We start from the raw sequence: 22,795 nt of genomic DNA, 5'->3' as shown, positions 1-22,795 counted from the left end.
CCAAAGCTCAGTTCTTCTAAGATCCAACCCTCCTAGTTGCATTCCCCATGGCTGCGGTGCTCGTTCGCGTCAAGGCTTCCCTGGTGGCGGTCTGCCTCTGCCTGGTGCTGGTGCTCTCCGCCTGCACATCCGCCAGTGGTCCGATCACGGGGAACTACGTCGATGACACCGTGGCTGTGGCCCAGAGCCTGCTGACCACCATCGCCCTGCCGCAGGACGATCCCAGCCGTAAGCAGGCCGAGGTCGAGGCCCGCAGCCTGATCAACAGCTACACCGCCCGCTATCGGCCCCAGGCTCGGCTGAACGGCCTGAGTTCCTTCACCACCATGCAGACGGCCATGAACGCCCTGGCGGCCCATTACGCCGCCTACGCCAACCGCCCCATCCCGGAAGCGCTGAAGGCACGGCTGGACAAGGAGCTCAAAAAGGCCGAAACAAGTGTCGTCCGCGGCGCCTGAGCCCTGGCGGACAGAACGCGCCGCGTCCGTTCCCTTTGACGAAGGGCTGGGCGATCTGAGAAGCTCACGGATTGTGCTTTAAAGCGGCTTTGGGCCGCTGTGCCCTTGGCCAACGTTGTCGTCATCGGAGCACAGTGGGGCGACGAGGGGAAGGGCAAGATCACCGATCTGCTGAGCCGCTCCGCCGACGTCGTCGTCCGTTACCAGGGCGGTGTGAACGCCGGTCACACGATCGTCGTGGACGACAAGGTGCTCAAGCTGCACCTGATTCCCTCGGGGATTCTTTATCCCGAGATCATCTGCCTGATCGGATCGGGCACGGTGGTGGACCCCAAGGTGATGCTCGGTGAGCTCGACATGCTCACCGAGAACGGCATCGATATTTCCGGGTTGCGTCTGGCCTCCACCGCCCACGTGACCATGCCCTACCACCGTCTGCTCGACCAGGCGATGGAGCAGCGCCGCGGTGATCGCCGCATCGGCACCACCGGCCGGGGGATCGGTCCCACCTACGCCGACAAATCGGAGCGCAATGGCATCCGGGTGCTCGATCTGCTCGATGCGGACCGGCTGCGGGATCGGCTGTTGGCACCACTGGCCGAGAAGAACCTGCTGCTGGAGAGGATTTATGGCCTCGAGCCCCTCGATCCTGAGCAGGTGATCGCTGAATACGCCGCCTATGGACGCCGCCTGGCGCCCCATGTGGTGGATTGCACCCGCACCATCCACCAGGCGGCCCGCGAACGCAAGAACATCCTGTTCGAGGGCGCCCAGGGCACCCTGCTGGATCTTGACCACGGCACCTACCCCTACGTCACCTCCTCCAATCCGGTGAGCGGTGGGGCCTGCATCGGCGCCGGGGTCGGCCCGACCCTGATCGATCGCGTGATCGGGGTGGCCAAGGCTTACACCACCCGGGTGGGCGAAGGGCCCTTCCCCACCGAGCTGGAGGGGAGTCTCAACGACCACCTCTGCGACCGGGGCGGCGAGTTCGGCACTACCACCGGGCGCCGGCGGCGTTGCGGCTGGTTCGATGGCGTGATTGGCCGCTATGCGGTGCAGGTCAATGGCCTCGATTGCCTGGCGATCACCAAGCTCGATGTGCTCGATGAACTCGATTCGATCGAGGTCTGCGTCGCCTACGAACTCAACGGCGAGCGGATTGAGTATTTCCCCAGCAGTGCCGAGGATTTTGCCCGCTGCCGGCCGATCTACGAGAGCCTGCCGGGCTGGCAGTGCTCCACCGCCGACTGCCGCCGCCTGGAGGATCTCCCCCCCACGGCTATGGCTTACCTGCGCTTTTTGGCCGAACTGATGGAGGTGCCGATCGCCATCGTTTCCCTGGGCGCCAACCGTGATCAGACGATCGTGGTGGAAGATCCCATCCATGGCCCCAAGCGGGCTCTGCTGAGCGTCTGAGGTCAACGAACCGATGAATGAATCGATGGACAACACCTTTGATGTGGTCGGCATTGGCAATGCCATCGTCGATGTGCTGGTGCAGGCGGATGATCGTTTTCTGGCCGATCACGGTCTGACCAAGGGGGCCATGGCCCTGGTGGACGAACAGCAGGCGGAACGGCTCTATGGCGCCAGCGGCGCCGGCCTGGAAACCTCCGGAGGCTCGGCGGCCAACACCCTCGCCGGCATCGCCCAGCTCGGGGGCAGGGCCGGTTTCATCGGCCGGGTGCGGGATGACCAGCTGGGGGCGATCTTCGCCCACGACATCCGCGCCGTGGGTGCGCACTACACCACCCCGGCCGCCAGCACGGGACCCTCCACGGCCCGATGCCTGATCGTGGTCACCCCCGATGCCCAACGCACGATGTGCACCTACCTGGGGGCCTCGGTGAATCTGGATCCGGCCGATCTGGATCTGGAGCTGGTGCGGGGGGCCAAGGTGCTGTACCTGGAGGGCTACCTGTGGGACAGCGAGCCGGCCAAGCGGGCCTTCATCGCCGCCGCCGAGGTGATCCGCGCCAGTGGCGGTGAGGTGGCCCTGAGCCTCTCGGATGCGTTCTGCGTGCAGCGGCACCGTGACAGTTTCCTGGAGCTGGTGGACGGCCACGTGGATCTGCTTTTCGCCAACGAGACGGAGATCACCGCCCTTTACGAAACCGACAGCTTCGAGGCGGCGGTGGAACAGGTGCGGGGCCGCTGCCGGGTGGCCGCCCTCACCCGCAGCGAGCGGGGTTCCCTGGTGCTCTCAGGCGAGCGCAGCCATGGGATCGAACCCGTTCATCTCGGTGATCTGGTGGACACCACCGGCGCCGGAGATCTCTATGCCGCCGGCTTCCTCCACGGCTACACCCAGGGGCAGCCCCTGGAGCGCTGCGGTCAACTGGGTTCCCTCTGTGCGGGCCAGGTGGTGACCCAACTGGGTCCCCGCCCCCAGGGCTCCCTCAAGGAGTTGGTGGCGGCTCACCTAGGTTGAGGGCGCAGCTCTCGCTCACCCAGGCGCCATAGGCCCCGTCTGTGCGGGCGGGCCAGTGGATCCATTCCGGGGTGTCGTAGCTGTGCAAGCGCTGCAGCGCCAGGCGTAGTTCCGCCAGGTGCTCCGGGCGGGTCTTGATCAGCAGCTGGACTTCCTCACTGCGCTCCAGCCGTCCTTTCCAGAAGTAATGGGAGCTCACGGGATGCAGGCTGACGCAGGCCACCAGCCCCCGCTCCAGCAAATCCCGCGCCAGCGTTTCGGCCAGCTCCTCATTCGCTTCGCTGGTCAGCACCAGCTCCAGGGGCTGCTCCTGGGTCATGGGCGCGCGCTTGGGCTCCTCAGCTTCTCCAGCAGGGCCTCCATCGGCAAGACGTCCATGGTTTCCGGTTCAAGCGGGCGCCGCAGCAGCAGCAGTTTGAGGCCCTCCTCGCGGGCCAGCTGGCGCCAGAGGGCCTCGGTGAGGCCTCCGGATTGACGGGCCAGCACGGCGGTGCTGCCCCAGTGGCGGCAGAGGGCCCGCTCCAGCGCCAGCTCAGGCAGGCCAGGCGCCCCTGGCCGGTGGCAGGCGATCTGAGCGTCCCTGAGACCCGCCGACTGGGCCAGCCGCAGGGCCGTGGGGCTCGGCAGGATGCGGGCCCCGTGGCCAGCGGCGTTGGAGGCCGCCAGGGCCGCCCCCAGCTGGCGGGCGCCGATGGCCAGCAGCAGCTGATCCGCGACCAGATCCACCTGGGCCAGGGCCGTCAGATCCCTCAGCAGCGTGACGCCCGGGCCTGCCCCATCGCTGCTGCCCTCGGCTCCGATCCATGGCCGCCACAGCCGCAGCAACGGTTGGCCCTGCCGCTGGCAGGCGGCGGCCAGCTGGGCGCTGATCACCCGGGCGAAAGGGTGGCTGGCATCCACCACCCAGGCAAAGGCGGCGCCTCGCCCGCGCGCCGCTTCCAGCCGCGCTTCGATTGCCCCCTCCCCACCCAGGGCACCGATCTCAAGCTCCAGGTCGGGGTGCGGGTCATAGGCGCGCCCGGCGGAGGCCGCCACCAGGCTCACCTGAACCCGCCATCCGCGCTCAAGCAGGGCGGCCGCCAGCAGGGGCCCCTCGCCCGTGCCCGCCACCAGCCAGAGATGTCGCTGGGGCGTCTGCTCTGGGGCGGGTTCGTGCATCAAGATGGGCCACCGCCGCAGCACCCAGCTCCTTGAATCACGCCGTGCTGGAAGTGGAGGTGCTGGAGGCGCCCCAGATCCGTTACACCCAGGACAATCAGACCCCGATCGCGGAGGTGTCGGTGCAGATCGATGGGCTCCGGCCCGAGGATCCCCCGGGTCTGCTGAAGCTGGTGGGCTGGGGAAGCCTCGCCCAGGACCTGCAGAACCGGGTGCAGCCCGGCCAGCGGCTGGTGGTGGAGGGACGCCTGCGCATGAACACCGTCACCCGTCAGGACGGCATCAAGGAGAAGCGGGCCGAATTCACCCTCTCGCGCCTGCACCCGATCGCTGCCGCCCCAGCAGGGGAGGCTCCAGGCGTGTTGCCCCCGCCGGCGGCTGGGTCCGCCGCTGGGGGAGCCCCCCCGCGCCCGCGCCAGGGCTCCGTGCCGGCACCGGTGCGGGTGGGCAGTGGCGCCGGCGGGGACCCTGCCGTCCGAGCCGCTCCCGAGCAGGCGGCCAGCCCCGCCCGCCCCAGCCCGGAATCGGCCAGCGCCCCTGCCTGGAACACCTCGCCGCTGGTGCCCGATTTCCCCGAGGGGGACGACGACATTCCCTTCTGATCCGTGGGTCACTGGGTGGCCCCAGCCATCAGAGCTTGAGCCGCTGGGCGGCCTGATCCAGCAACTGGCCCAACTCCCGCTCCAGTGCGGCCAGGTCCAGGCGCAGGTCCGGCCAGGCGCCGGCATCGATCTGCTGCAGCAACCAGAGGCGATCGGCGGAGAGTTGCTCGAGCAACAGGCCGTTGGAGGGCTCGGCCGCCGCGCCATGGGCGTCGCCAGGGGGAACGCTTGCTGGGTCAGGGGCCATGGCCGAGCTCAAGGGCGATCCTGGCCATCCTGCCCGGCCTTAACCGAAGATGGCGTGATGAATGCCTTCGCCTCCCCCGGCACCCTGGTGACCATCACCGGTGCGGCCCTCACCGTGATCGGCTCGATCGCCTACGTGAGCGACAGTCCCAACATCAGCCTGGCGGGGGTGTTTTATGGCGTGCCGGTGCTGCTGGGCGGCCTGGCGCTCAAATCCTCTGAACTGCCCCCGGCGGACAAGCTCGAGGCCGAACCTGGTGCCCAGGAGCTGGGTTCTCTCCCCGCTGCCGAGGCGCTGCGCAAACTCTTCAAAGACGTCACCCGCTGGCGCTACGGCCAGAAGGCTCACCTGGAAACGTCGCTCCAGGCCCTTCGCCTCTGGGATGACGAGGCCCCGCCCGAACTCATCGCCGTGCGCGAACTGGCCCGCAATGGTGGCTACGGCCTCAGCCTGCAATTCCGCACCGGCGGGGTCCCCCTGGAGCGCTGGCAGGATCGCTGCGAGCGGCTCGGGCGCTTCTTCGCCCCTGGCCTGGTGGCCGAAATCCACCCCAGCGGCGCCGATGGCTTCGAGCTGCTGCTGCTGCCCCTTCCTGATTCCCCGCCCAGCGAGCCTTGAGCCACGACCCCGTCATCAGCGCCCAGGACAGCTTGCGGGCCTCCGTCCTCAGCGAGGCGCTCCCTTACATCCAGCGCTTCGCAGGCCGGCGGGTGGTCGTCAAGTACGGCGGCGCGGCGATGGTGCGCGAGGAGTTGCGCGAGGCGGTGTTCCGCGATCTCGCCCTGCTGGCTTGCGTCGGGGTCCAGCCCGTGGTGGTCCACGGGGGCGGGCCGGAGATCAACCAGTGGCTCACGCGCCTGGCGATCGAACCCCGCTTCGAGGGAGGGCTGCGGGTCACCGACGCCGACACCATGGATGTGGTTGAGATGGTCCTGGTGGGCCGTGTCAACAAGCAGATCGTCAACGGTCTCAACCGTGTGGGTGGAAAGGCGGTGGGCCTCTCCGGCAGTGATGGAGGCCTGGTGGAGGCCCGCACCTGGGGTGATGGTTCCCATGGCCTGGTGGGGGATGTGGCGGCGGTCAACCCCGCGGTGCTCAAGCCCCTGCTGGAGAACGGCTACATCCCGGTGATCTCCAGCGTCGCGGCTAACCCCGAGGGGGCCGCCCACAACATCAACGCCGACACCGTGGCCGGGGAAGTGGCGGCGGCCCTCCAGGCCGAAAAGCTGATCCTGCTCACCGACACCCCTGGGATCCTGAGGGATCGCCACGATCCGGGCTCGCTGCTGCGCCAGCTCTCGTTGGCGGAGGCGCGCGATCTGATCGCCACCCGCGTGGTGGATGGTGGCATGACCCCCAAGACCGAATGCTGCATCCGTGCCCTTGCCCAAGGGGTGGCGGCCGCCCACATCATCGATGGCCGGGTTCCCCATGCCCTGCTCCTGGAGCTGTTCACCGATGCGGGCATCGGCACGATGGTGACGGGTCGCCATCGACCCCATGGCTGAGGAGTTCCTCGATCGATCCCGCGCGGCCCTCGATCGTGGCGACTACGGCACCGCTTTGGCCCTGCTGGAGCCCCTGGCTGAGCTCCATGGGCCCCGCACGGCGATCGGCGGGCGGTTGCGGCTCTTGATGGCCACGGCCCTGATGGGCCAGGGGAAAAGTGAGCGGGCGCTCCGTCTCTGCCGCTCCCTGCGCGCCTGCGCCGACCCCGACCTGCGGCTGGAGGCCAAGGCGCTCGAGATGGTGCTGGAGGCCCCCGAGCTGGAGCGGCCGCGCAACTGGTCGCTCACCCTGCCGGCCCTGGGGGAGGTGGAATCACTCCAGGGTCGGGCCAGGGCCGGCTCCCTGGGCCGAAGCGACCCTCGCCGCCAGGAGGCTCCTCCGCCACCGCCGGTGGGCCCCACGAGAGTTCCCTGGGGCTTCGCTGCTCTGCTGAGCGTGCTGCTGTTGCTCGCCGCGCTCTTGGGGGGGTGCATGCGGGTGAGCACCGCGGTGCATTTCCCCGCACCGGGCAGGATTCAACTGGAGCAACGCTTCTCCAGCGCCACCGGCCAGCGGTTGCCGTGGCAGGACCAGTACGTCAAGGGAATCGCTGATCTGCCCCACCGGCTGGAACGGCGCGGTGGTGATCTGCGGGTGATCAGCCCGGTGCTGACTCCGGATCGCGCCGCCGCCTGGCTCCAGGACAGCGTGGCGGTGGCGGCCCGGCTGGGGGGGCTGGAGCTGCCGCCGCCTGGGTGGTCGCTCCGGGAGCGCAACTGGTTGATCGGCGTGCGTCAGCAGCTGGTGCTTGAGCTGGATCTCGCTGCGACGCGGGCCTGGCCAGGGCTGGACCTGGAGCTGCGCTTCGAACCCCTGGCCCTGGGCTCCGTGCGCCTGGCTCAGCCCCTGGCGCCCCGCGCTGAGCTGACTGCTGGGCGAGGGGGGGTGGTCTGGCCCCTGCGCAGCGGTGCCGTGAATCGCCTGGAGCTGAGAGTCTGGCGCTGGAGCCGCCTCGGCCTGGGCAGTGTGGGGATCGCGCTGGTGCTGGCGTTGGTGCTGATCCTGCAGCGGCTGCGCTGGCAGGTGGGCTTCCGACTACCGGAGCTGCCGGCCTAGAGCTCCAGGGGATCGGGATCAATCGCCAGACCCACCCCCTTGGGCAACCCCTGGCGCAGCTCCGCCTCCGGCGGCAGAGGCAGCGGGCTGCCCGATGGGCCGTGCAGCAGCAGTTGCCATCGGCTGCGGCCCGCCACCCGGGTGATCGGTGCTGGGGCCGGCCCCACCATCACCCAGCCGGCGCTCAGCACCTGGGGGGCGATGCGCTCCGCCAGGGTGGTGGCGGCGGTGGCGGTGGCGCTGGCCGAGACCCCCACCAGCCGCAGCAGGGCCGCCCGGCTGAAGGGCACCAGGCCCGCCTGGCGACGAATCTCCAGCTCCTGCTCCAGAAAGCGTTCATAACGGCCATCCACCAGGTGGCGGATCACGGCGTGGTCGGGGCAGTAGGTCTGCACCAGCACCTCCCCCGCTCGCTCGCCCCGGCCGGCCCGGCCCGCCAGCTGCAGCAGCAGTTGCAGGCTCTGCTCGCTGGAGCGCAGGTCGGGGCGGTGCAGCAGGCCATCGGCCGCCAGCACCGCCGCCAGGGTCACCGCAGGCAAGTCCATGCCCTTGGCCAGCATCTGGGTGCCCACCAGCACGTCGGCTTCTCCGGCGGCGAACTGCTCCAGCAGGCGCCGGTGCCCCCCCTGGCCGCGGGTGGTGTCGCGGTCGAAACGCAGCACCCGCAGGTCCTCCAGCTCGTTGCTGAGTTGCTCCATCACCCGCTGGGTGCCGGCGCCGAAGGGCTTGAAGGCGGTGGAGCCACAGGCACCGCAGCGCGGCTCGATGTCCTGACGGTGATCGCACCAATGGCAGCGCAGCCAGTCACCGGAACGGACGGAGCGGTGCACCGTCAGGGCCACATCGCAGTGGGGGCACTGCACCACCTCACCGCAACTGCGGCAGCTCAGGAAGCTGCTGTAACCGCGCCGAGGTACCAGCACCACGGCCTGCTCCCCCTGCTCGCGCAGGCGCTCCAGTCGCTCCATCAACGGCCGGCTGATCAGGCGGCGGTGACCTTCTGCGAGTTCCTGGCGCATGTCCACCACCCGCACCGGCGGTAGGGGGCGCTGGCCGATGCGTTCGGGGAGTCGCACCAGGGCGGTGGCCCCTGGGCCACTCTGCTGACAGGCGAGCCAGGTTTCCAGCGATGGGGTGGCACTGCCCAGCAGCAACCGGGCGCCGCTGCGTCGGGCCCGGTGCCGGGCCACATCGCGGGCGTGATAACAGGGCATCGGAGCGTCCTGCTTGTAGGAGCTGTCGTGTTCCTCATCAAGGACGATCAGCGCCAGGTCCCGCAGGGGCAGGAACACCGCTGAGCGGGTGCCCACCACCACCACCGGCTGGGCGCGGTCAGCCTCCAGGCAGCGGCGCCAGCTGGCGATGCGCTGGGCTTCGCTCAATCCGCTGTGGTACTCCACGATCGAACTGGCGAAACGGGCCTTGAAGCGATCCAGCAGCTGGGGGACCAGTCCGATTTCGGGGGTGAGCACCAGGGCGCTCTGGCCCTCGGCCAGGGCCAGGGCGCAGGCCTGCAGATACACCTCGGTCTTGCCCGAGCCGGTCACCCCCCAGAGCAACAGGGCACCGCCTGGCGGAGTGGCGGCCAGGCGTTCGAGAGCCTGGCGCTGGGCTGCGCTGGGTGCCTGAGGTGGCTCAAGGGTCCCGGCGGTTCCATCCACCGCGGCCACCCCGGCGGCCTGCAGGGTCATGAACTCAGCGCTGCCGGCGGCCACGGCCCGGCGCCGCAGCTGCCCCTGGCGCTCCAACCCTTCCACCACCGAGCGGCTGAAGCGCTCCGCGGTCGTGAGCGTGCTCAGCCAGGCGCGGCCACCCCGTTGCTCCAGCAGCTCCAGCAGCGACTGCTGACGGGGGGTGAGGGCGGAGGAGGATGGGCCTGTGGCATCCGCGCCGGGCGTCAGTTCCACCAGCCAACGGTTGCGGGCCGGCCCACCCTGGCGCTCGGGCCTTTGCCCCAGCCAGCCGGGGGGGAGGGCCGTTTTCAAGGTCTTGAACAGGCTGGTGTGGCAGTCCGCCGCCACCTCACTGAGCAGGGCCCGCCAGTGGGGGTCCACAGCGGCGCTCTGGTGCAGCCCCTCCACCGGTTGAAGGCGATCGGGGTCCAGCTCCGGCGGCAGTCGCTCGAGCCCTTCCACCACCAGGCCGACATGACGCCGGCCCCGCAGCTTCAGTCGCACAAGATCACCGCTGGCAAGGGGCAGCCCCAGCGGGTTGGCATAGGTGAAGATTCGTCCCTCACGTCCCGCCTCCAGCCAGATTTGAAGCCAGGTGGGGCCAGGGGGCACCGGCTCAGATTCCTCCAACCTTGCAAAGCCCACATCGATTTCTTAGAATGACCATGTTGAGCAGCTGCTAAAGCTGCTGTCGGAACCCCGCAGAGTTCCGTCCAGAGGGAAGACCTGAAGAGAGTGCCAGGAGGAGTCTCCCTCCCCATCGGTCCTCCCGGTCTGAGACCACCCCTGACAGCACTGCTGGGCTTTCGCCCCGATCACCGTGCTCGTCGTTTTCAAGTTGGGTTTGCTTTCCTCGGACGCTTGATGCCGTCGATGAATTTCGGTCTCTGGGCGATGGTCGATCGCCAGGCCGTTGTCGGCAGCGTTCGTCTGGTCTGCACTCTGGCCTGATCGGATGTCACCGCCCTTTCCGGGCTGTCCGTTTTGCGTGTACACGCGCCCCCCCTTTCCTGTTCTTGTCCGCCATGAGTCCTGCTGTCGCTGCCAACGTCACCAAGCCCGTGTCTGAGATCCTGCTGGTCGCCAACGGCATCGGCGACGAGGTCACGATGACCAAGCCCAAGAGCACCCGCAGCCGCAAGCAGATCGCCCCCCCCATGGCCGACGACGCCACCGCAGCCGAGCCGTCTCCCGCCAACGACACCGCTGAGCAGCCTGATCCGGCGAACAAGGTGAGCCCGAGCCGCAGCCACAAGGCGGCGACCCCCAAGGCCGCGGCAGCCAAGTCGGCAGCGGCAAAGACCACCGGCACCAAGGCAACCACCTCGAAGGCAGCGGCCTCAAAGGCGGTGGCTGCCAAGGCCGCCACGACCAAGGCCACGGCCAAGAAGGCTGTTGCCGCCAGCAAGGCCGATGGAGCGAAGGCCGACCCCAGTGGCAGTGCCGAGAGCGCTGTGGATCTCGATCTGGCCGCCAACGAGCTCCTGGCCGCCAGCGCTGAAGAGCGCAAGGACCCCAAGGCCGCCAAGGTCCTGGCCAGCATCAAGGTCGGCCCCAAGGGCGTTTACACCGAGGATTCGATCCGGGTGTACCTGCAGGAGATCGGCCGCATTCGCCTGTTGCGGCCCGATGAGGAGATCGAGCTGGCGCGCAAGATCGCCGACCTGCTCCATCTCGAGGAACTCGCCGCGCAGTTCGAGCAGGACAACGGCCATGCCCCCGACAACAAGGAATGGGCCGTCCTCCTGGACATGCCCCTGGTCAAGTTCCGTCGCCGGCTGATGCTCGGCCGCCGGGCCAAGGAAAAGATGGTCCAATCCAACCTGCGGCTGGTGGTGTCGATCGCCAAGAAATACATGAACCGGGGTCTTTCCTTCCAGGACCTGATCCAGGAGGGAAGCCTCGGCCTGATCCGTGCCGCCGAGAAGTTCGACCACGAAAAGGGTTACAAGTTCTCCACCTATGCCACCTGGTGGATCCGCCAGGCCATCACCCGGGCGATCGCTGACCAGAGCCGGACCATTCGCCTGCCGGTGCACCTTTACGAAACCATCTCTCGGATCAAGAAGACCACCAAGGTGCTCAGCCAGGAGTTCGGCCGCAAACCCACCGAGGAGGAGATTGCTGAATCGATGGAGATGACGATCGAGAAGCTGCGCTTCATCGCCAAATCAGCCCAGCTGCCGATCTCGCTGGAAACACCGATCGGTAAAGAGGAAGATTCACGCCTCGGTGATTTCATCGAAGCCGACATCGAGAACCCAGAGCAAGATGTCGCCAAGAACCTGCTGAGGGAAGATCTTGAGGGGGTTCTGGCCACCCTCAGCCCCCGCGAACGCGACGTGCTGCGCCTGCGCTACGGCCTTGATGATGGCCGCATGAAGACCCTCGAGGAGATTGGCCAGATCTTTGATGTGACCCGTGAGCGCATCCGCCAGATCGAGGCCAAGGCCCTGCGCAAGCTCCGTCACCCCAACCGCAACGGCGTGCTCAAGGAGTACATCAAGTAACCTCCGAGCGTCTGAGGCATCTCCCCTTTGCCCGAATCGGTCGTCGCGTCTGCCGGGACCTCTCCGGCAGCGAGGGTCACCATCGTTCTGCCCACCTTCAACGAGCGGCAGAACATTCAGCCGATCCTCCAGCAGTTGCTGGCCCTTCGCAACCGGTTCCAGTTGGAGCTGATTGTCGTTGATGACGACTCGGCGGACGGAACCGCCGATTTCGTGAAGGAACTGGCCCATCAGGAACCCGCCCTCCGCTTGATCCGGAGGGTGGGGCGATCCGGCTTGTCCAGTGCGATCAAGGAGGGACTCCTCGATGCCACCGGCGACCTGGCAGTCGTCATGGACTGCGACGGCCAGCATGAACCGGCGGCCGTTGCGGAGGCACTCGACAGCTTGCAGGCCCAGAACGCCGATCTGGTGATCGGCAGCCGCTTTCACCACGCTGCCTCAATTGTGGGCTTGAGCAGCAAGCGCGAAGGAGGTTCTGTGATGGCCAACCAGCTGGCGCGCTTCACCCTGCCTCGCTACAGGCATCTCACTGACTTCATGAGTGGCTTCTTTGCCCTGCGCCTCGATCGCTGCATGCCGATGATTCGACAGGTGGATGCGCAGGGTTTCAAGTTCCTCTACGAACTCCTTTCGATCAGTCGGGGGCAACTTGTTGCCGTTGAGACTCCGCTGACCTTCCAATCCCGCAGCTTCGGAAGCTCCAAGCTGGATGTCTCCATCCTCTGGGACTTTGGTGTGTCGATCATCCATACGCTGCTGTTACGCATGGTTCCCCGGCGTGCGGTGAGTTTCGCCTTGGTCGGTGTTTCGGGAATCGGGGTCCAGTTGCTGGCCTCCAAGATTTTGATGCTGCTGGGCTTTTCTTTTGTCGCCTCATTACCTCCGGCTGTGATTGTTTCAGCATGCAGCAATTATCTGGTGAACAACACGCTCACGTTTCGCCATCTGCGCTTAAAGGGATTCCCATTGCTGGCAGGCCTGATCAAGTTTCTGATCGTCGCATCTCTGCCCATGCTGGCCAACATCGGTCTGGCCAGTGTTTTTTATTCCAGCGTGGCCAAAGACACCCTTTTTGCTCAGATAGCCGGCATTACCGTCGTGTTCGTATGGAATTACGCCGCCTCCTCCCGTTTCGTCTGGAACACCCCCTGAGCTGATCTTTGTGCCGCTCGTTCTTTGCTGAACGTACGGTTTTGTCTTTTTCTCCCCCTCCCGTGCACTGATCGCATGGCTTTCACTTCAATCCCGCAGGCGCGCTCCACCCGTCTGGCTCTGCTTTCAGCCGCTGGTCTGCTGCTGCTCTGCTGGGTGGCCTTCTTCAACCAACTGGGCACGCTCAGTTTGATGGACAAGACCGAAGCCCTCTTCGTGGAGGTGGGCCGGGAAATGCTGCAGCGCAACGACTGGATCACGCCCCACTGGAACGGTGAGCCGTTCTTCGACTATCCCGTCTGGGGCTACTGGATGGTGGCCCTGAGCTTTCGCCTCTTCGGTGTGAGCGCCTGGGCGGCGCGGCTGCCCGTGGCACTCATGGCCAGCGCGGTGGTGGTGGCGGGCTTCGCTCTGCTCTGGGTGCTGTCCGAGGGCGAAGCGACCGGGAGCCGTTGGCGACGCTGCTGGCTTGGGGCCGCGCTTCTGGCGTTCAACCCTGGCTGGGTGGGCTGGGGGCGCAGTTCCGTCACCGACATGTTCCTCTCCAGTGCGATCACGCTGTCATTGTTCGGATTCTTTCTGGCCTACAGCCAGGTGGACCGGCCTGGCCTGCGCCGCTGCGGCTACGTGGCGATGCCTCTTTTCAGCGCCATCGCGGTGCTGGCCAAGGGCCCGGTGGGTCTGGTGCTGCCGGGGGCGGTGATCGTGGTGTTCCTGCTCGGCTCGGCCCAGTTGCGCTCCGTGCTCCGCCAGATGCCAATGCTGCCGATGGCGGTCGCCTTCCTTGCGTTGGCCAGCCCCTGGTACCTGCTGGCGGCACGGGCGAACGGCACCGAATTCCTCGGGGGCTTCTTCGGCTTCAGCAACCTGCAGCGTTACACCTCGGTGCTCTATGGCCATTCCGGCCCCTGGTACTTCTACCTGCCCTGGTGCCTGATCCTGCTCCTGCCGTGGTCGTTGTTTCTGCCCTTGGCCGCCCTGCGACTGCGCTTCTGGCAGCTCGAGCGCTGGCGTCAGCAGCCCCGCAGTGTGCAGTTCGCACCCTTCTGCCTGGTCTGGTTTCTGGTGGTGCTGCTGTTCTTCTCGGCCGCCAGCACGAAGTTGGCGGGATACATCCTCCCTCTTGTTCCCGCCGGCGCCCTGGTGGTGGCCCTGTTCTGGATGCCACTGCCGGCCGCGCCACTGTCGGTGTCTCAGGCCCCGCTGATGGACGATCGCTGGCAGCGGTTCTATGGCTGGTTGAACGCGCTGCTGCTGGCGGCCATGGCGGTGGCGGCGGCGATCGCCCCACGCTGGGCCGCGGGTGATCCGGCCTATCCAGGCTTTGCTGCTGCCCTGTCCCGCTCAGGTCTGCCCTTGATCTTTGCGGCGCTGCTCGCGGCTGCCGCCCTGGCGATGGTGGTTCGGCTCAGCCGCGGCGGGCCGCCGCAGGCTCTGTGGCTTCCGAATCTGGCGGCCTTCGCCGGGGTGCTGCTGCTGGTCGTTCCCGGACTGGCCCCCCTGATGGAGCGCGAACGGCAACAGCCCGTGCGGGAGGTGGCCGCCCTGGCCGGCCAGTGGATCCGCCCCGGCGAACCGCTGCTGGTGGTGGGCTACAAGCGCTACAGCGTCGTGTTCTACAGCGGCCATCCGGCCCGGTTCTTCGACAGCGCCGCCAGCGCCGAGGAGGAGCTCAGGGCTGAGACCAAGCCGGGGACACCGCTGCCGCCATCGGTTCTGGTGGTGGGAGAGGAGCGCAAGCTGCGGGAGTTTTCCCTGCCGCCTGAGCGGATCGAGCAGCTGGCCAGCCGCGGCAGCCAGGCTCTCTGGCGGCTCCGATTCGCCCCCCCCCAGGGCGCAGAATCAAGGCCATGAAGCGTGCGCTGTCCCTCCAGCTGTTGGGAGGGCTGAAGGACTGGATGCGGCTGTTCGGCCCCTGGCGCCTGCTGGCCTGCCTGGCGGCCCTGGCACTGGTGCTGCTGATCGCGCTGACGGTGGTGCCCCTCGAGCTTCCCCCCCTCGACAACGCTCTGCTCAGTTGGCTTGGTCAGGTGATCCCCGTCGGCATGGGCCGTTGGCTGGTGAGGGTCTACAAGGTGAGCGGCATTCAGTTCACCGCCGTGCTGGTGACGGCAGCCCTGATCTACCTGGGGTGGAAGCGTTGGTGGAATGAGCTGCGCTGGCTGGTGGTGGGCACCGGTGGCATCCTGTTGATCGTCGACCGCTGGCTCAAGCCGCTCTTCGATCGCCACCGCCCTGAGGACAAGCTGGTGCAGGCCTTCGGCCGCAGTTTCCCCAGCGGCCATGCCGCCGGTGCGGTGGTGTTCTATTTCCTGATGTGCGCCATCCTTGTGGCCCGCTATCCCCAGCTGCGGCGCCCCCTCTACCTGGGTTCGGCCCTCTGGGTCGCTGTGATCTGGCTGAGCACGCTCTATTGCCGGGTGCATTGGCCCACCGACATCGTTGCGGGTGCTTGCGTGGGCTTCATCTGGCTCAGCCTCTGCTCGGTGAGTCTCCGCTTCTTTGGGGCCCGACAGACTGACTGTTCCCTGGGCCGATCCTCTTGAGCACGTCTGCCTCGCTTCCGTCGCTGATGGCCCTGCGCGGCTTGCGCACTGCCCCCACCCTGGGAGCCACCGAGCGCCAGGGGCTGCGCGCTGAACTCGACGAAAAGCTGGCGGCCTGCGAGTGGTTCACCATCGGAGTGATGGCCGCCGATGGCGCCACCGCCATCGCCGCCCTGCGCCAACTTGAGCGTCAACACGGCTGGTCTCCCCTTGAGGCCGATCCAAGCGAGGCGGCTGGGACCCCCAGCGGTGGTGTGTTCCTCAAGGGAAACCAGAACACCGGCCGCTTTCGCCTGCGCCAGGAAGCCGGGCTCGGCCTGGGAGTGTTGATCAGCGGGCACAGCTCCGTGGCGCCTGAGGCCGAGGACACCTGGGGCCCCTTCCCTCTGGATTTCTTCGCCTGATCTCAGGACCGGTCAGTCCCTAGGCTGGACGGCTGTGTCGGGCAGTCGCTGCCGGGTTGAGGTTGATCTGATGGCTGGCTCCATGTTGCGCATCGCCTCTCGCCGCAGTCAGCTGGCGATGGTGCAGACCCACTGGGTGCGTGATGAGCTGGCCAGGACCCATGGGGGCCTGGAGATCAGCATCGAAGCGATGGCCACCCAAGGGGACAAGATCCTCGATGTGGCCCTGGCCAAGATCGGTGACAAGGGCCTGTTCACCAAGGAGCTGGAGGCCCAGATGCTTCTGGATCGAGCGGACATCGCCGTTCACAGCCTCAAGGACCTGCCCACGAACCTGCCGGAGGGCCTGATCCTTGGCTGCATCACCGAACGGGAGGATCCCGCCGATGCCCTGGTGGTGCATGAACGCCATCGGGACAAGACCCTGGCCACCCTGCCGGCCGGCAGTGTGGTGGGCACCAGCTCGCTCAGGCGGCTGGCTCAGTTGCGCCATCACTACCCCCAGCTCGCCTTCAAGGACGTGCGCGGCAACGTGATCACCCGTCTGGAGAAGCTGGATGCGGGCGACTACGACTGCCTGATCCTGGCGGCGGCGGGCCTGGGCCGCCTCGGACTGGGCCATCGCATCCATGAACTGATTGACCCAGCCGTTTCGCTCCATGCGGTGGGCCAGGGGGCCCTGGGTATCGAGTGCCGCGAGGGTGATGACACGGTGCTCGAGTGCATCAAAGTGCTGGAGCACCTGCCCACGGCCAGGCGTTGCCTGGCGGAGCGGGCCTTCCTGCGCGAACTGGAGGGGGGCTGTCAGGTGCCGATCGGGGTGAACACGCGCTTCGAGGGCGAGGACCTGGTGCTCACCGGCATGGTGGCCAGCCTCGATGGTCTGCGCCTGATTCGCGACGAGGCCCGCGGCCCCCAGGACGACCCGGAGGCCATCGGGATTTCGCTGGCCCATGCCCTTAAGCGCCAGGGGGCAGGAGCGATCCTGGAGGAGATCTTTGCAATCGTCCGACCCGAGGCCTGAGCTCGTCACCGCCCCCTCCCTTCCAGCTGCGGCAATGGAGCCGGAGCCGGAGCTTGAGGGTGAGTCCCTGACGTTGCCGTTCCAGTGGAGTCTGCTGGCCTGGGCGGCCCTGGTGGGGGTGCTCACCGGTGCTGCGGTGGTGGGCTTTCACGAACTGCTCGGCTTCATCAACAATGTCCTGTTCGGCCCGGTGGTCGATCTGTTGCTGGGCATCGCCGGGCACCCGGAGCCTCCGCCACCGCTGCCCGTAGAGGTTCTGGTGCCCCTTGACAACGGCACCCCGCTCAAGGCCCTGCTGCAACTTGGTTTGGGTGGCCTGGGGTTGTTGCCGCCACCACCGCCACCACCGGAACCGCTGCCGCTGCCGCCGCCGCTGCCGGTTGGGCCGCTGGCTTGGCTGGCCCTTTGGCCGGTGGTGGTGGTGCCGATGATCGGCGGCCTGGGGGTGGGGTTGCTCAGGCAGGTGGGCGGCAACCTGGGTCCGAGCCTGCCCAGCTTGATGGCCATGGCCGACGGGGCGGTGAAGGCCGCCCCACGTCTGCCGCTGCTGCGGCTGGTGGCGGCCTCCTTGAGCCTGGGCAGTGGCGCCTCCCTCGGGCCGGAGGGTCCGAGCGTGGAAAGCGGCGGAAATCTGGGTTTATGGGTGGGCCTCAAGGGAGCCTTGGCGCCCCAGTCCCAGAAGGCCCTGGTGGCCGCGGGGGTGGCGGCGGGCCTTGCGGCCGGGTTCAAGGCTCCGATCGCCGGCGTGTTCTTCGCCTTCGAGGGCTCCTACAGCTCGATTCCCGGGCGCCCCAGCCTGCGCGCCGTGCTGGTGGCGGCCATTGCCAGCACCCTGGTCACCCAGCTGGCCCTGGGGGACGATCCGATCTTCCGTCTGCCCTCCTATGAGGTGCGTTCACTGCTGGAGTTGCCCCTCTACCTGGGTTTGGGGGTGGTGGCCAGCCTGATGTCCTGGGCCCTGGTGAGCCTGCTGGCGGCCGGCCGCAGCGAGCGGGTTCAGCGCCATCTGGGCCGACTGCCGGGCTGGCTGATCACCACCCTGGGGGGCCTCGGGGTGGGGCTGATGGCCCTCGGCTTCCCCCAGGTGCTGGGGGTGGGCTACGACACGATCGAAGCGCTGCTGGGCAACCAGGGAGGGGTGGCCCTGACCACCCTGTTGGCGTTGCTGGTCGTCAAGCTGCTGGCCACGGGTCTCAGCAACGCCACCGGATTCGTCGGCGGCGGTTTTGCCCCCTCCCTCTTTCTCGGGGCGGTTCTGGGCAATTGCTACGGCCAGATCCTCGGTGACAGCGGCCTGCATCTGCCGGTGGCCGAACCTCCGGCCTACGCGATGGTGGGCATGGCCGCGGTGCTGGCGGGCAGCGCCCGGGCCCCGCTCACTGCCCTGCTGCTGCTGTTCGAGCTCACCCGCGACATTCGGATCGTGCTCCCCTTGATGGCGGCCGCAGGTCTGAGCGCCCTGCTGGTCGAGCGCTGGCAGGGTCTGGTGGATCCAGGTCTGCTCGGCCCCGATCCGGTGGAGCAGGAGCGCCGACGGAAGCTGCGTGCCCTGCCCGTGCAGGAGGCCTTCGATCCAGAGGCTCCACTGGTGCTCGCCGCAGACACCCCCGCCCGGGAAGCCCTCGCTCAATTGGTGGCGGCCCATGGCCATTGCCTGATCGTCGAACGCGATGACCAGGTGATCGCTCTGGTGACCTTGATTGATCTGCAGCTGGGACTCAGCAGCGACAAGGGTGAACTGAGCGTCGAGGAGTGCCGCCGCTCCGACCTGGTGTGGCTGAGCGAGGAGGCCAACCTGGCCCAGTTGGAGGATCAACTGCTCCCCAATGATCTGAGACAGTTGCCGGTCTTTGCCCTCCAGCACGCGCCCCAGCGTTCGCCCTTGCCCCATGGGCTGCCGACTCTGGGTCTACCCCTGGCCGATCTCAAGGGAATGGCCAGCCGCGATGGCATGGCCCGGGCGATCGCCCGACGGGTGATCGCAAGATCAGAGCTTCAGGCCTTGCCGCTGCCCAGCTGATCGATCATCACGGTGGCCACCGGATCAACGGCGCAGAGCAATTCCAGCAGCCGATCTCGATCGACCCGTGAGAGTTCGCCGTCTTCGCCCCACTTGAGGCTGGTGCTCACCACCGAATGGACCTGGGGCCGCGGGATGTCTTGATTCATGCGCGGACTCCCGCGTTGCTGGTGGAGGAGGTGGACAAGAAAAAAAGGGTCGCTGAGGACCCCCTAGATGCTGAGAATGTAGCGAGCTGAAGGGCTTCTGATCAGGGCTGGACGCAGCTTTGGGGGCTGCCTGCCACTGATTTGCAGATTTGCTTCAGGGTTTGACCACCACGGGCGTGCCGATCTCCACCTGGTCGAACAGCACCCTCACGTGCTCGTTCTTCATGCGCACACAGCCATGACTGACGGCCGCGCGGGCGTCCACCCACCAGGGCCAGGGGGTGCCGTGGATGCCGAAATCGTTCTTGCCCTTGGAGTGGAAACCCATCCAGCGATCACCCAGGGGACCGGAGGGTCCGGTGGTGTGGTTGATCTTGCCGCTGCTGGTGCTCTGGTACTTGGGGTTGAGAACCTTGTTCTGCACCTTGAACGTCCCCGTGGGGGTGGGCGTTTCCGGGGCGCCGATCACCACCGGCCAGCTGCCCACCAGCTTGCCGTCGTTCTTGAGGCTGATCTCCCGGCGACCCAGGGAAAGAATGATCACCTTGGTGCTGGTGACGGCCGCCACGGGCGGGTTGGCCCTGGGGGGCACCGTTGCCGGGATGGGCGCCGTTGATGGCGGCGCAATGGCGGGGGGGGCCTCTGCAGGTGCCAGAGCAGGTGCCAGTGCCGAGGCGGTGGCCGGCTCGGCGGCCCGCAGGGGGATCGCCATGAAGGCCCCCGCGGTGAGGCAGGCGGCGGTGGCGCCGAGGCCCAGAGCGATGGCGCGGGGTTGGAGGGGGGAGAAGGTCATCCGTTCACCAGCTGGGGGTCAATCAATTCGAGGTAGCGGTTTTCGCAGTCTTTGATGATTTTGACAGCCTCCGCAAGGCCGAAGAAGCCGTTGACCTTGCAGGTGCCGGGCTTTTTGAGGTCCTTGTAGTGCTCCCAGTAGTAGGTGGTTTCCTTGATCCAGTGCTCGCCGAGTTGCTCGTAGCTGCTGATGTGATCGACGCGTTTGTCATCGGCCAGCACTGCGATCACCTTGTCGTCCACCTCGCCGCCATCGTCGAATTTCATGATGCCGATGATCCGGGCTTCCACCAGGCTTCCGGGCACCAGCGGTTCGGTGACGTTGACGATCTCGATGTCCAGGGGATCGCCGTCCTCGTCCCAGGTGCGGGGAATGCAGCCATAGGCGAAGGGGTAGGCGAGGGAAGAAAACCCCACCCGATCGAGCTTCAGCTGGCCCGTCTCGGTAATCAGTTCGTACTTGTTGATCGTGTTGGAGTTGAGCTCCACGATCGCGTTCAGGCGAGCGGCCGCTTCATCGGCAAAGGCCGGCAGCACGTGCAGGAGGTTGAGCTGGAAGCGGCTGGGGGGATGATCGATATTGGCCATGAAGGAATGCGGTTCGGGCGCCGGCCGGCATCCTACGGAGCCTGGGGCTGGGCCCTCAGGCGGCCTCCAGCCGTTCCAGCTTGTCTTCGAGGTAGGCCAGGAACGGATCGGCGCTCAATGCTTGGCCACTCACCCGCTCCACCAGCTCTGCGCCATCGAGGCTGCGGCCCAGGGGATGAACCTGCTCCCGTAACCAGCCCAGCAACACCGGCTCCTCGCCGGCGGCCACCCGGGCCTCGATCGGCCCCAGGTCGCCCTCCATCGACGCGCTGAGCTGGGCGGAGATCAGATGCCCCAGCAGATAGGAGGGGAAGTAGCCGAACAGCCCTTCGCTCCAGTGAACGTCCTGCAGGCAGCCTTCGCCGTCGCCCGTTGGGGTGAGCCCCAGCAGCTCCTGCATCAGCCGGTTCCATTCGCTGGGCAGGGCCTCCACGGGCAGGTCGCCCTCCACCAGGGCCAGCTCCAGCTCGTAGCGCAGCAGGATGTGCAGGCCGTAGCTGAGTTCGTCGGCCTCGACGCGGTTGAGACCGGCCTTGAGCGGGTTCAGGGCGTGCCAGAAGCCGGCGCTTGATCCCCAGGGGTCGGCCCCCAGCGCAGCCGCAAAGCGCGGATGCCATCGCCGCGCAAAGGCTTCGCTGCGGGCCACCCGGCATTCCCAGAAGAGCGATTGGCTCTCATGCACGCCCATGGAGGTGGCATCCCCCAGGGGCCAGGCGAACCACTGGTCGGCGCGGCGGGGTAGCCCCTGCTCATAGAGGGAGTGGCCCCATTCATGGGCGGTGGCCAGGAAGGCGGAATAGGGCGAACCGGGCACGATCCGGGTGGTGAGCCGGAAATCCGAGGGCCCCAGGGTGCAGGAAAAGGGATGGGGCGAGCGGGCCAGGGCGGCGATGCGTCCGTCGAAACCCCAGTCCTGCAAAAGGGTCTGACAGAGTTCGAGCTGAATCGCCTCGGGCAGTTCCACCGGCGCTCGCCCCCCCTTCCCATTCGGCAGGCGCCCCCGGACCCGCTCCAACAGGGCTGGAAGACGTTGGCGCAGGGGCGTGAACAGGGCGTTCAGCCGTGGCTTGCTGATCTCCGGCTCGAACGGCTGGGCCAGGGTTTCCCAACTGCTGCGGGGCTGCCCATCAGGAGCTGATTCACCCACCGCCAGCTGGGCGGCCTGTTCGCGGCGCAGGCTGATCAGTTCTGTGAGGGCGGGAGCGAAGAGCGCGAAATCGGAGCGCGAACGCGCTTCCTGCCAGAGGCTGTACCCCCGTGACTGGGCTTCCACCAGGCGGCCCACCAGGGCCGGGTCCTGGTTCCGCTGGCGCCGCAGGTCCTGGCGCAGCAACGTCAGGTTGCGGGGCCAGAGCGGATCGGTGGCTTCAGCGGCCGCTGGATCGGCCTGGTGCGCGCGCTCCAGTTCCTGGGCCGCGGCTTCGATCAGCTCGGCGTAGGCGTCGCTGCTCTGGCGGCCATGGAGCTGGCGGGCCAGCAGGGCCAGTTGCTCGCCTCGCCAGTCGGCCCCAGCAGAGGGCATCAGGGTGTTCTGGTCGAAATAGAGCGTGCTCTGGATGCTCCCCAGCAGCCGGGTGCCATGAAGATGGGAGCGGAGTTGGTCGATGGCCTTGCCCATGGCGCTCAACCTGCCACGGCCGCAGCTCGCCCGGGGTTCCAGGCGAGCGGCTGGTTTCGCCATTGCCCTGGCCACGGCGATTCAGACTCTGGCGCCCAGCCCCCTGGCCGCGTCGCCCCTGCAGCCCACGGCCCAGGAGCTGGGGGGCTTCGCCATGGCGCGGGCGCTGACCCTCTGCTATTCCACGCGGCTGGCCATGGGGCTGAACCGCTCCCGCAGCCTGGCGCGGGAGATTCTCATCAAGACGGGTTTTGATCCCGATGGGGCCTGGGTGGTGGTGGCACCCTCCACCGAGAGCCTCGCCGACGACCTCTACAAGGGTCTCAATGCGACCTGCGAGATCAGCGACGTCTACGTGCAGGAGGCCTCGAAACGGGCGGCCGAAACGTTCAAGCCCTGAAGTCCCAGTGCAGTTCCATGGCCACCGCGCCCTCGAGGCTGCGCTTCACCGGACAGCCCTCGCCGGCCAACCGCAGCCGCCGCTGGGCTTCGGCGTCCAACTCCCCTGGCACCGTGATCCAGACCCTGAGGGTTTCGATCCGGCGGACGCCGGCGCTGGTCATGATTTTTTCCACCCGGGCCGTGCTGCCGTCGATGCTCCAGCCGTGGCGGTCGGCGGTGAGGCCCATGATCGTGAGGATGCAGGTGGCCAGGGCCGTGGCCACCAGATCGGTGGGGGAGAAGCGCTCCCCCTTGCCCTGGTTGTCGGTGGGGGCATCGGTCTCCAGCTCACTGCCGGATGGACCGTGAAGGGCGTGGCAGCGGAGCTGGCCGTCGTAGTGGCAGGCGATCGTGGTCATGGGTCCGGTGGCG

The 22,795-nt window shown here is 67.4% G+C and carries 24 protein-coding genes; 15 read left to right on the top strand and 9 right to left on the bottom strand.

Translation table 11 applies throughout. The annotated features are described in order from the left end of the window. Positions 1-47: 47 nt before the first annotated feature. The 3 genes from psb27 (at position 48) to KBZ13_RS03005 (ending at position 2,892) form a co-directional block, all read left to right on the top strand. Positions 48-458, top strand: coding sequence for a photosystem II protein Psb27 (psb27, locus tag KBZ13_RS03015; RefSeq protein ID WP_255006070.1), 411 nt, complete (start codon positions 48-50; stop codon positions 456-458). A 99-nt stretch (positions 459-557) separates the two neighbouring features. Next, positions 558-1,877: an adenylosuccinate synthase gene (locus KBZ13_RS03010; RefSeq protein ID WP_255006063.1), complete on the top strand. Its 1,320-nt coding sequence runs from the start codon at positions 558-560 to the stop codon at positions 1,875-1,877. 13 nt (positions 1,878-1,890) lie between these two features. Beyond that, positions 1,891-2,892: an adenosine kinase gene (locus KBZ13_RS03005; protein ID WP_255006062.1), complete on the top strand. Its 1,002-nt coding sequence runs from the start codon at positions 1,891-1,893 to the stop codon at positions 2,890-2,892. Here the strand turns inward: KBZ13_RS03005 and cutA are convergent. Together cutA and KBZ13_RS02995 are read right to left on the bottom strand one after the other, a co-directional pair. Continuing rightward, positions 2,861-3,211 (bottom strand): divalent-cation tolerance protein CutA, encoded by a 351-nt coding sequence (gene cutA, locus KBZ13_RS03000; RefSeq protein WP_255006060.1) that lies wholly within the window; start codon positions 3,209-3,211, stop codon positions 2,861-2,863. The two genes, KBZ13_RS03005 and cutA, sit on opposite strands and share 32 nt — an antisense overlap. Continuing rightward, positions 3,208-4,050 carry a precorrin-6A/cobalt-precorrin-6A reductase gene (locus KBZ13_RS02995; RefSeq protein WP_255006058.1) on the bottom strand — a complete coding sequence of 281 codons (843 nt, stop codon included), beginning with the start codon at positions 4,048-4,050 and terminating at the stop codon, positions 3,208-3,210. The genes cutA and KBZ13_RS02995 overlap by 4 nt, the downstream gene beginning before the upstream one ends. A gap of 32 nt (positions 4,051-4,082) precedes the next feature. Between KBZ13_RS02995 and KBZ13_RS02990 the strand changes: the two genes are divergently transcribed. After that, the gene (locus tag KBZ13_RS02990) at positions 4,083-4,652 is read left to right on the top strand and encodes a single-stranded DNA-binding protein (protein ID WP_255006056.1); all 570 of its coding nucleotides are present in this window, start codon (positions 4,083-4,085) and stop codon (positions 4,650-4,652) included. A gap of 28 nt (positions 4,653-4,680) precedes the next feature. On the opposite strand, the gene KBZ13_RS02985 is transcribed toward KBZ13_RS02990, so the two are convergent. After that, positions 4,681-4,899 (bottom strand): hypothetical protein, encoded by a 219-nt coding sequence (locus tag KBZ13_RS02985; RefSeq protein WP_255006054.1) that lies wholly within the window; start codon positions 4,897-4,899, stop codon positions 4,681-4,683. 57 nt (positions 4,900-4,956) lie between these two features. Here KBZ13_RS02985 and KBZ13_RS02980 point away from each other — a divergent pair, with 57 nt between their 5' ends. From KBZ13_RS02980 to KBZ13_RS02970, 3 genes are read left to right on the top strand one after another with little or no spacing between them, the layout of a single operon-like run. Beyond that, the gene (locus KBZ13_RS02980; protein WP_255006052.1) at positions 4,957-5,517 is read left to right on the top strand and encodes a DUF2854 domain-containing protein; all 561 of its coding nucleotides are present in this window, start codon (positions 4,957-4,959) and stop codon (positions 5,515-5,517) included. Continuing rightward, complete coding sequence (argB, locus tag KBZ13_RS02975; RefSeq protein ID WP_255006050.1) at positions 5,514-6,407, top strand: acetylglutamate kinase; 894 nt, start codon at positions 5,514-5,516, stop codon at positions 6,405-6,407. Before KBZ13_RS02980 ends, argB begins: the two co-directional genes overlap by 4 nt. Then, positions 6,400-7,503 (top strand): DUF3153 domain-containing protein, encoded by a 1,104-nt coding sequence (locus tag KBZ13_RS02970; RefSeq protein WP_255006049.1) that lies wholly within the window; start codon positions 6,400-6,402, stop codon positions 7,501-7,503. Before argB ends, KBZ13_RS02970 begins: the two co-directional genes overlap by 8 nt. On the opposite strand, the gene priA is transcribed toward KBZ13_RS02970, so the two are convergent. Then, positions 7,500-9,788, bottom strand: coding sequence for a primosomal protein N' (gene priA / locus KBZ13_RS02965; RefSeq protein WP_255006047.1), 2,289 nt, complete (start codon positions 9,786-9,788; stop codon positions 7,500-7,502). The genes KBZ13_RS02970 and priA overlap by 4 nt on opposite strands. A 413-nt stretch (positions 9,789-10,201) precedes the next feature. Between priA and rpoD the strand changes: the two genes are divergently transcribed. The 7 genes from rpoD to KBZ13_RS02930 all read left to right on the top strand — a co-directional run bounded on the left by rpoD (position 10,202) and on the right by KBZ13_RS02930 (position 18,835). After that, complete coding sequence (gene rpoD, locus KBZ13_RS02960; RefSeq protein WP_255006045.1) at positions 10,202-11,686, top strand: RNA polymerase sigma factor RpoD; 1,485 nt, start codon at positions 10,202-10,204, stop codon at positions 11,684-11,686. A 27-nt stretch (positions 11,687-11,713) separates the two neighbouring features. After that, the gene (locus KBZ13_RS02955; RefSeq protein ID WP_255006043.1) at positions 11,714-12,841 is read left to right on the top strand and encodes a glycosyltransferase; all 1,128 of its coding nucleotides are present in this window, start codon (positions 11,714-11,716) and stop codon (positions 12,839-12,841) included. Positions 12,842-12,916: 75 nt separating this feature from the next. Next, complete coding sequence (locus KBZ13_RS02950) at positions 12,917-14,695, top strand: ArnT family glycosyltransferase (protein ID WP_255006042.1); 1,779 nt, start codon at positions 12,917-12,919, stop codon at positions 14,693-14,695. Then, the gene (locus tag KBZ13_RS02945; protein WP_255006041.1) at positions 14,692-15,387 is read left to right on the top strand and encodes a phosphatase PAP2 family protein; all 696 of its coding nucleotides are present in this window, start codon (positions 14,692-14,694) and stop codon (positions 15,385-15,387) included. Before KBZ13_RS02950 ends, KBZ13_RS02945 begins: the two co-directional genes overlap by 4 nt. After that, a complete protein-coding gene (locus KBZ13_RS02940; protein ID WP_255006039.1) occupies positions 15,384-15,791 on the top strand; it encodes a DUF1824 family protein in 408 nt (135 codons plus the stop codon). Before KBZ13_RS02945 ends, KBZ13_RS02940 begins: the two co-directional genes overlap by 4 nt. Positions 15,792-15,861: 70 nt before the next feature. Continuing rightward, positions 15,862-16,815, top strand: a complete 954-nt coding sequence (gene hemC, locus KBZ13_RS02935) for a hydroxymethylbilane synthase (RefSeq protein ID WP_255006037.1) — start codon at positions 15,862-15,864, stop codon at positions 16,813-16,815. A 34-nt stretch (positions 16,816-16,849) separates the two neighbouring features. Beyond that, positions 16,850-18,835, top strand: a complete 1,986-nt coding sequence (locus tag KBZ13_RS02930; RefSeq protein WP_255006028.1) for a chloride channel protein — start codon at positions 16,850-16,852, stop codon at positions 18,833-18,835. Here KBZ13_RS02930 and KBZ13_RS02925 read toward each other — a convergent pair. The 4 genes from KBZ13_RS02925 to KBZ13_RS02910 all read right to left on the bottom strand — a co-directional run bounded on the left by KBZ13_RS02925 (position 18,811) and on the right by KBZ13_RS02910 (position 21,982). After that, entirely contained in the window at positions 18,811-18,984 is a 174-nt protein-coding gene (locus tag KBZ13_RS02925; RefSeq protein WP_255006026.1) for a hypothetical protein, read from the bottom strand. The two genes, KBZ13_RS02930 and KBZ13_RS02925, sit on opposite strands and share 25 nt — an antisense overlap. A 154-nt stretch (positions 18,985-19,138) precedes the next feature. Continuing rightward, positions 19,139-19,777 carry a L,D-transpeptidase gene (locus KBZ13_RS02920; protein ID WP_255006024.1) on the bottom strand — a complete coding sequence of 213 codons (639 nt, stop codon included), beginning with the start codon at positions 19,775-19,777 and terminating at the stop codon, positions 19,139-19,141. Further along, the gene (locus tag KBZ13_RS02915) at positions 19,774-20,364 is read right to left on the bottom strand and encodes an inorganic diphosphatase (protein WP_255006022.1); all 591 of its coding nucleotides are present in this window, start codon (positions 20,362-20,364) and stop codon (positions 19,774-19,776) included. Before KBZ13_RS02915 ends, KBZ13_RS02920 begins: the two co-directional genes overlap by 4 nt. A gap of 55 nt (positions 20,365-20,419) precedes the next feature. Further along, positions 20,420-21,982, bottom strand: a complete 1,563-nt coding sequence (locus KBZ13_RS02910) for a carboxypeptidase M32 (protein ID WP_255006020.1) — start codon at positions 21,980-21,982, stop codon at positions 20,420-20,422. Between KBZ13_RS02910 and KBZ13_RS02905 the strand changes: the two genes are divergently transcribed. Beyond that, positions 21,981-22,382, top strand: coding sequence for a hypothetical protein (locus tag KBZ13_RS02905; protein WP_255006019.1), 402 nt, complete (start codon positions 21,981-21,983; stop codon positions 22,380-22,382). The two genes, KBZ13_RS02910 and KBZ13_RS02905, sit on opposite strands and share 2 nt — an antisense overlap. Here KBZ13_RS02905 and KBZ13_RS02900 read toward each other — a convergent pair. Continuing rightward, a complete protein-coding gene (locus KBZ13_RS02900; RefSeq protein WP_255006016.1) occupies positions 22,372-22,782 on the bottom strand; it encodes an OsmC family protein in 411 nt (136 codons plus the stop codon). The genes KBZ13_RS02905 and KBZ13_RS02900 overlap by 11 nt on opposite strands. Positions 22,783-22,795 lie beyond the last annotated feature (13 nt).

It is taken from the genome of Cyanobium sp. ATX 6F1, assembly GCF_024346315.1.
Classification (GTDB): Bacteria; Cyanobacteriota; Cyanobacteriia; order PCC-6307; family Cyanobiaceae; genus ATX-6F1.
Note: the sequence above shows the minus strand (reverse complement) of the source record. Positions and strands in the feature narration are given on the sequence as shown.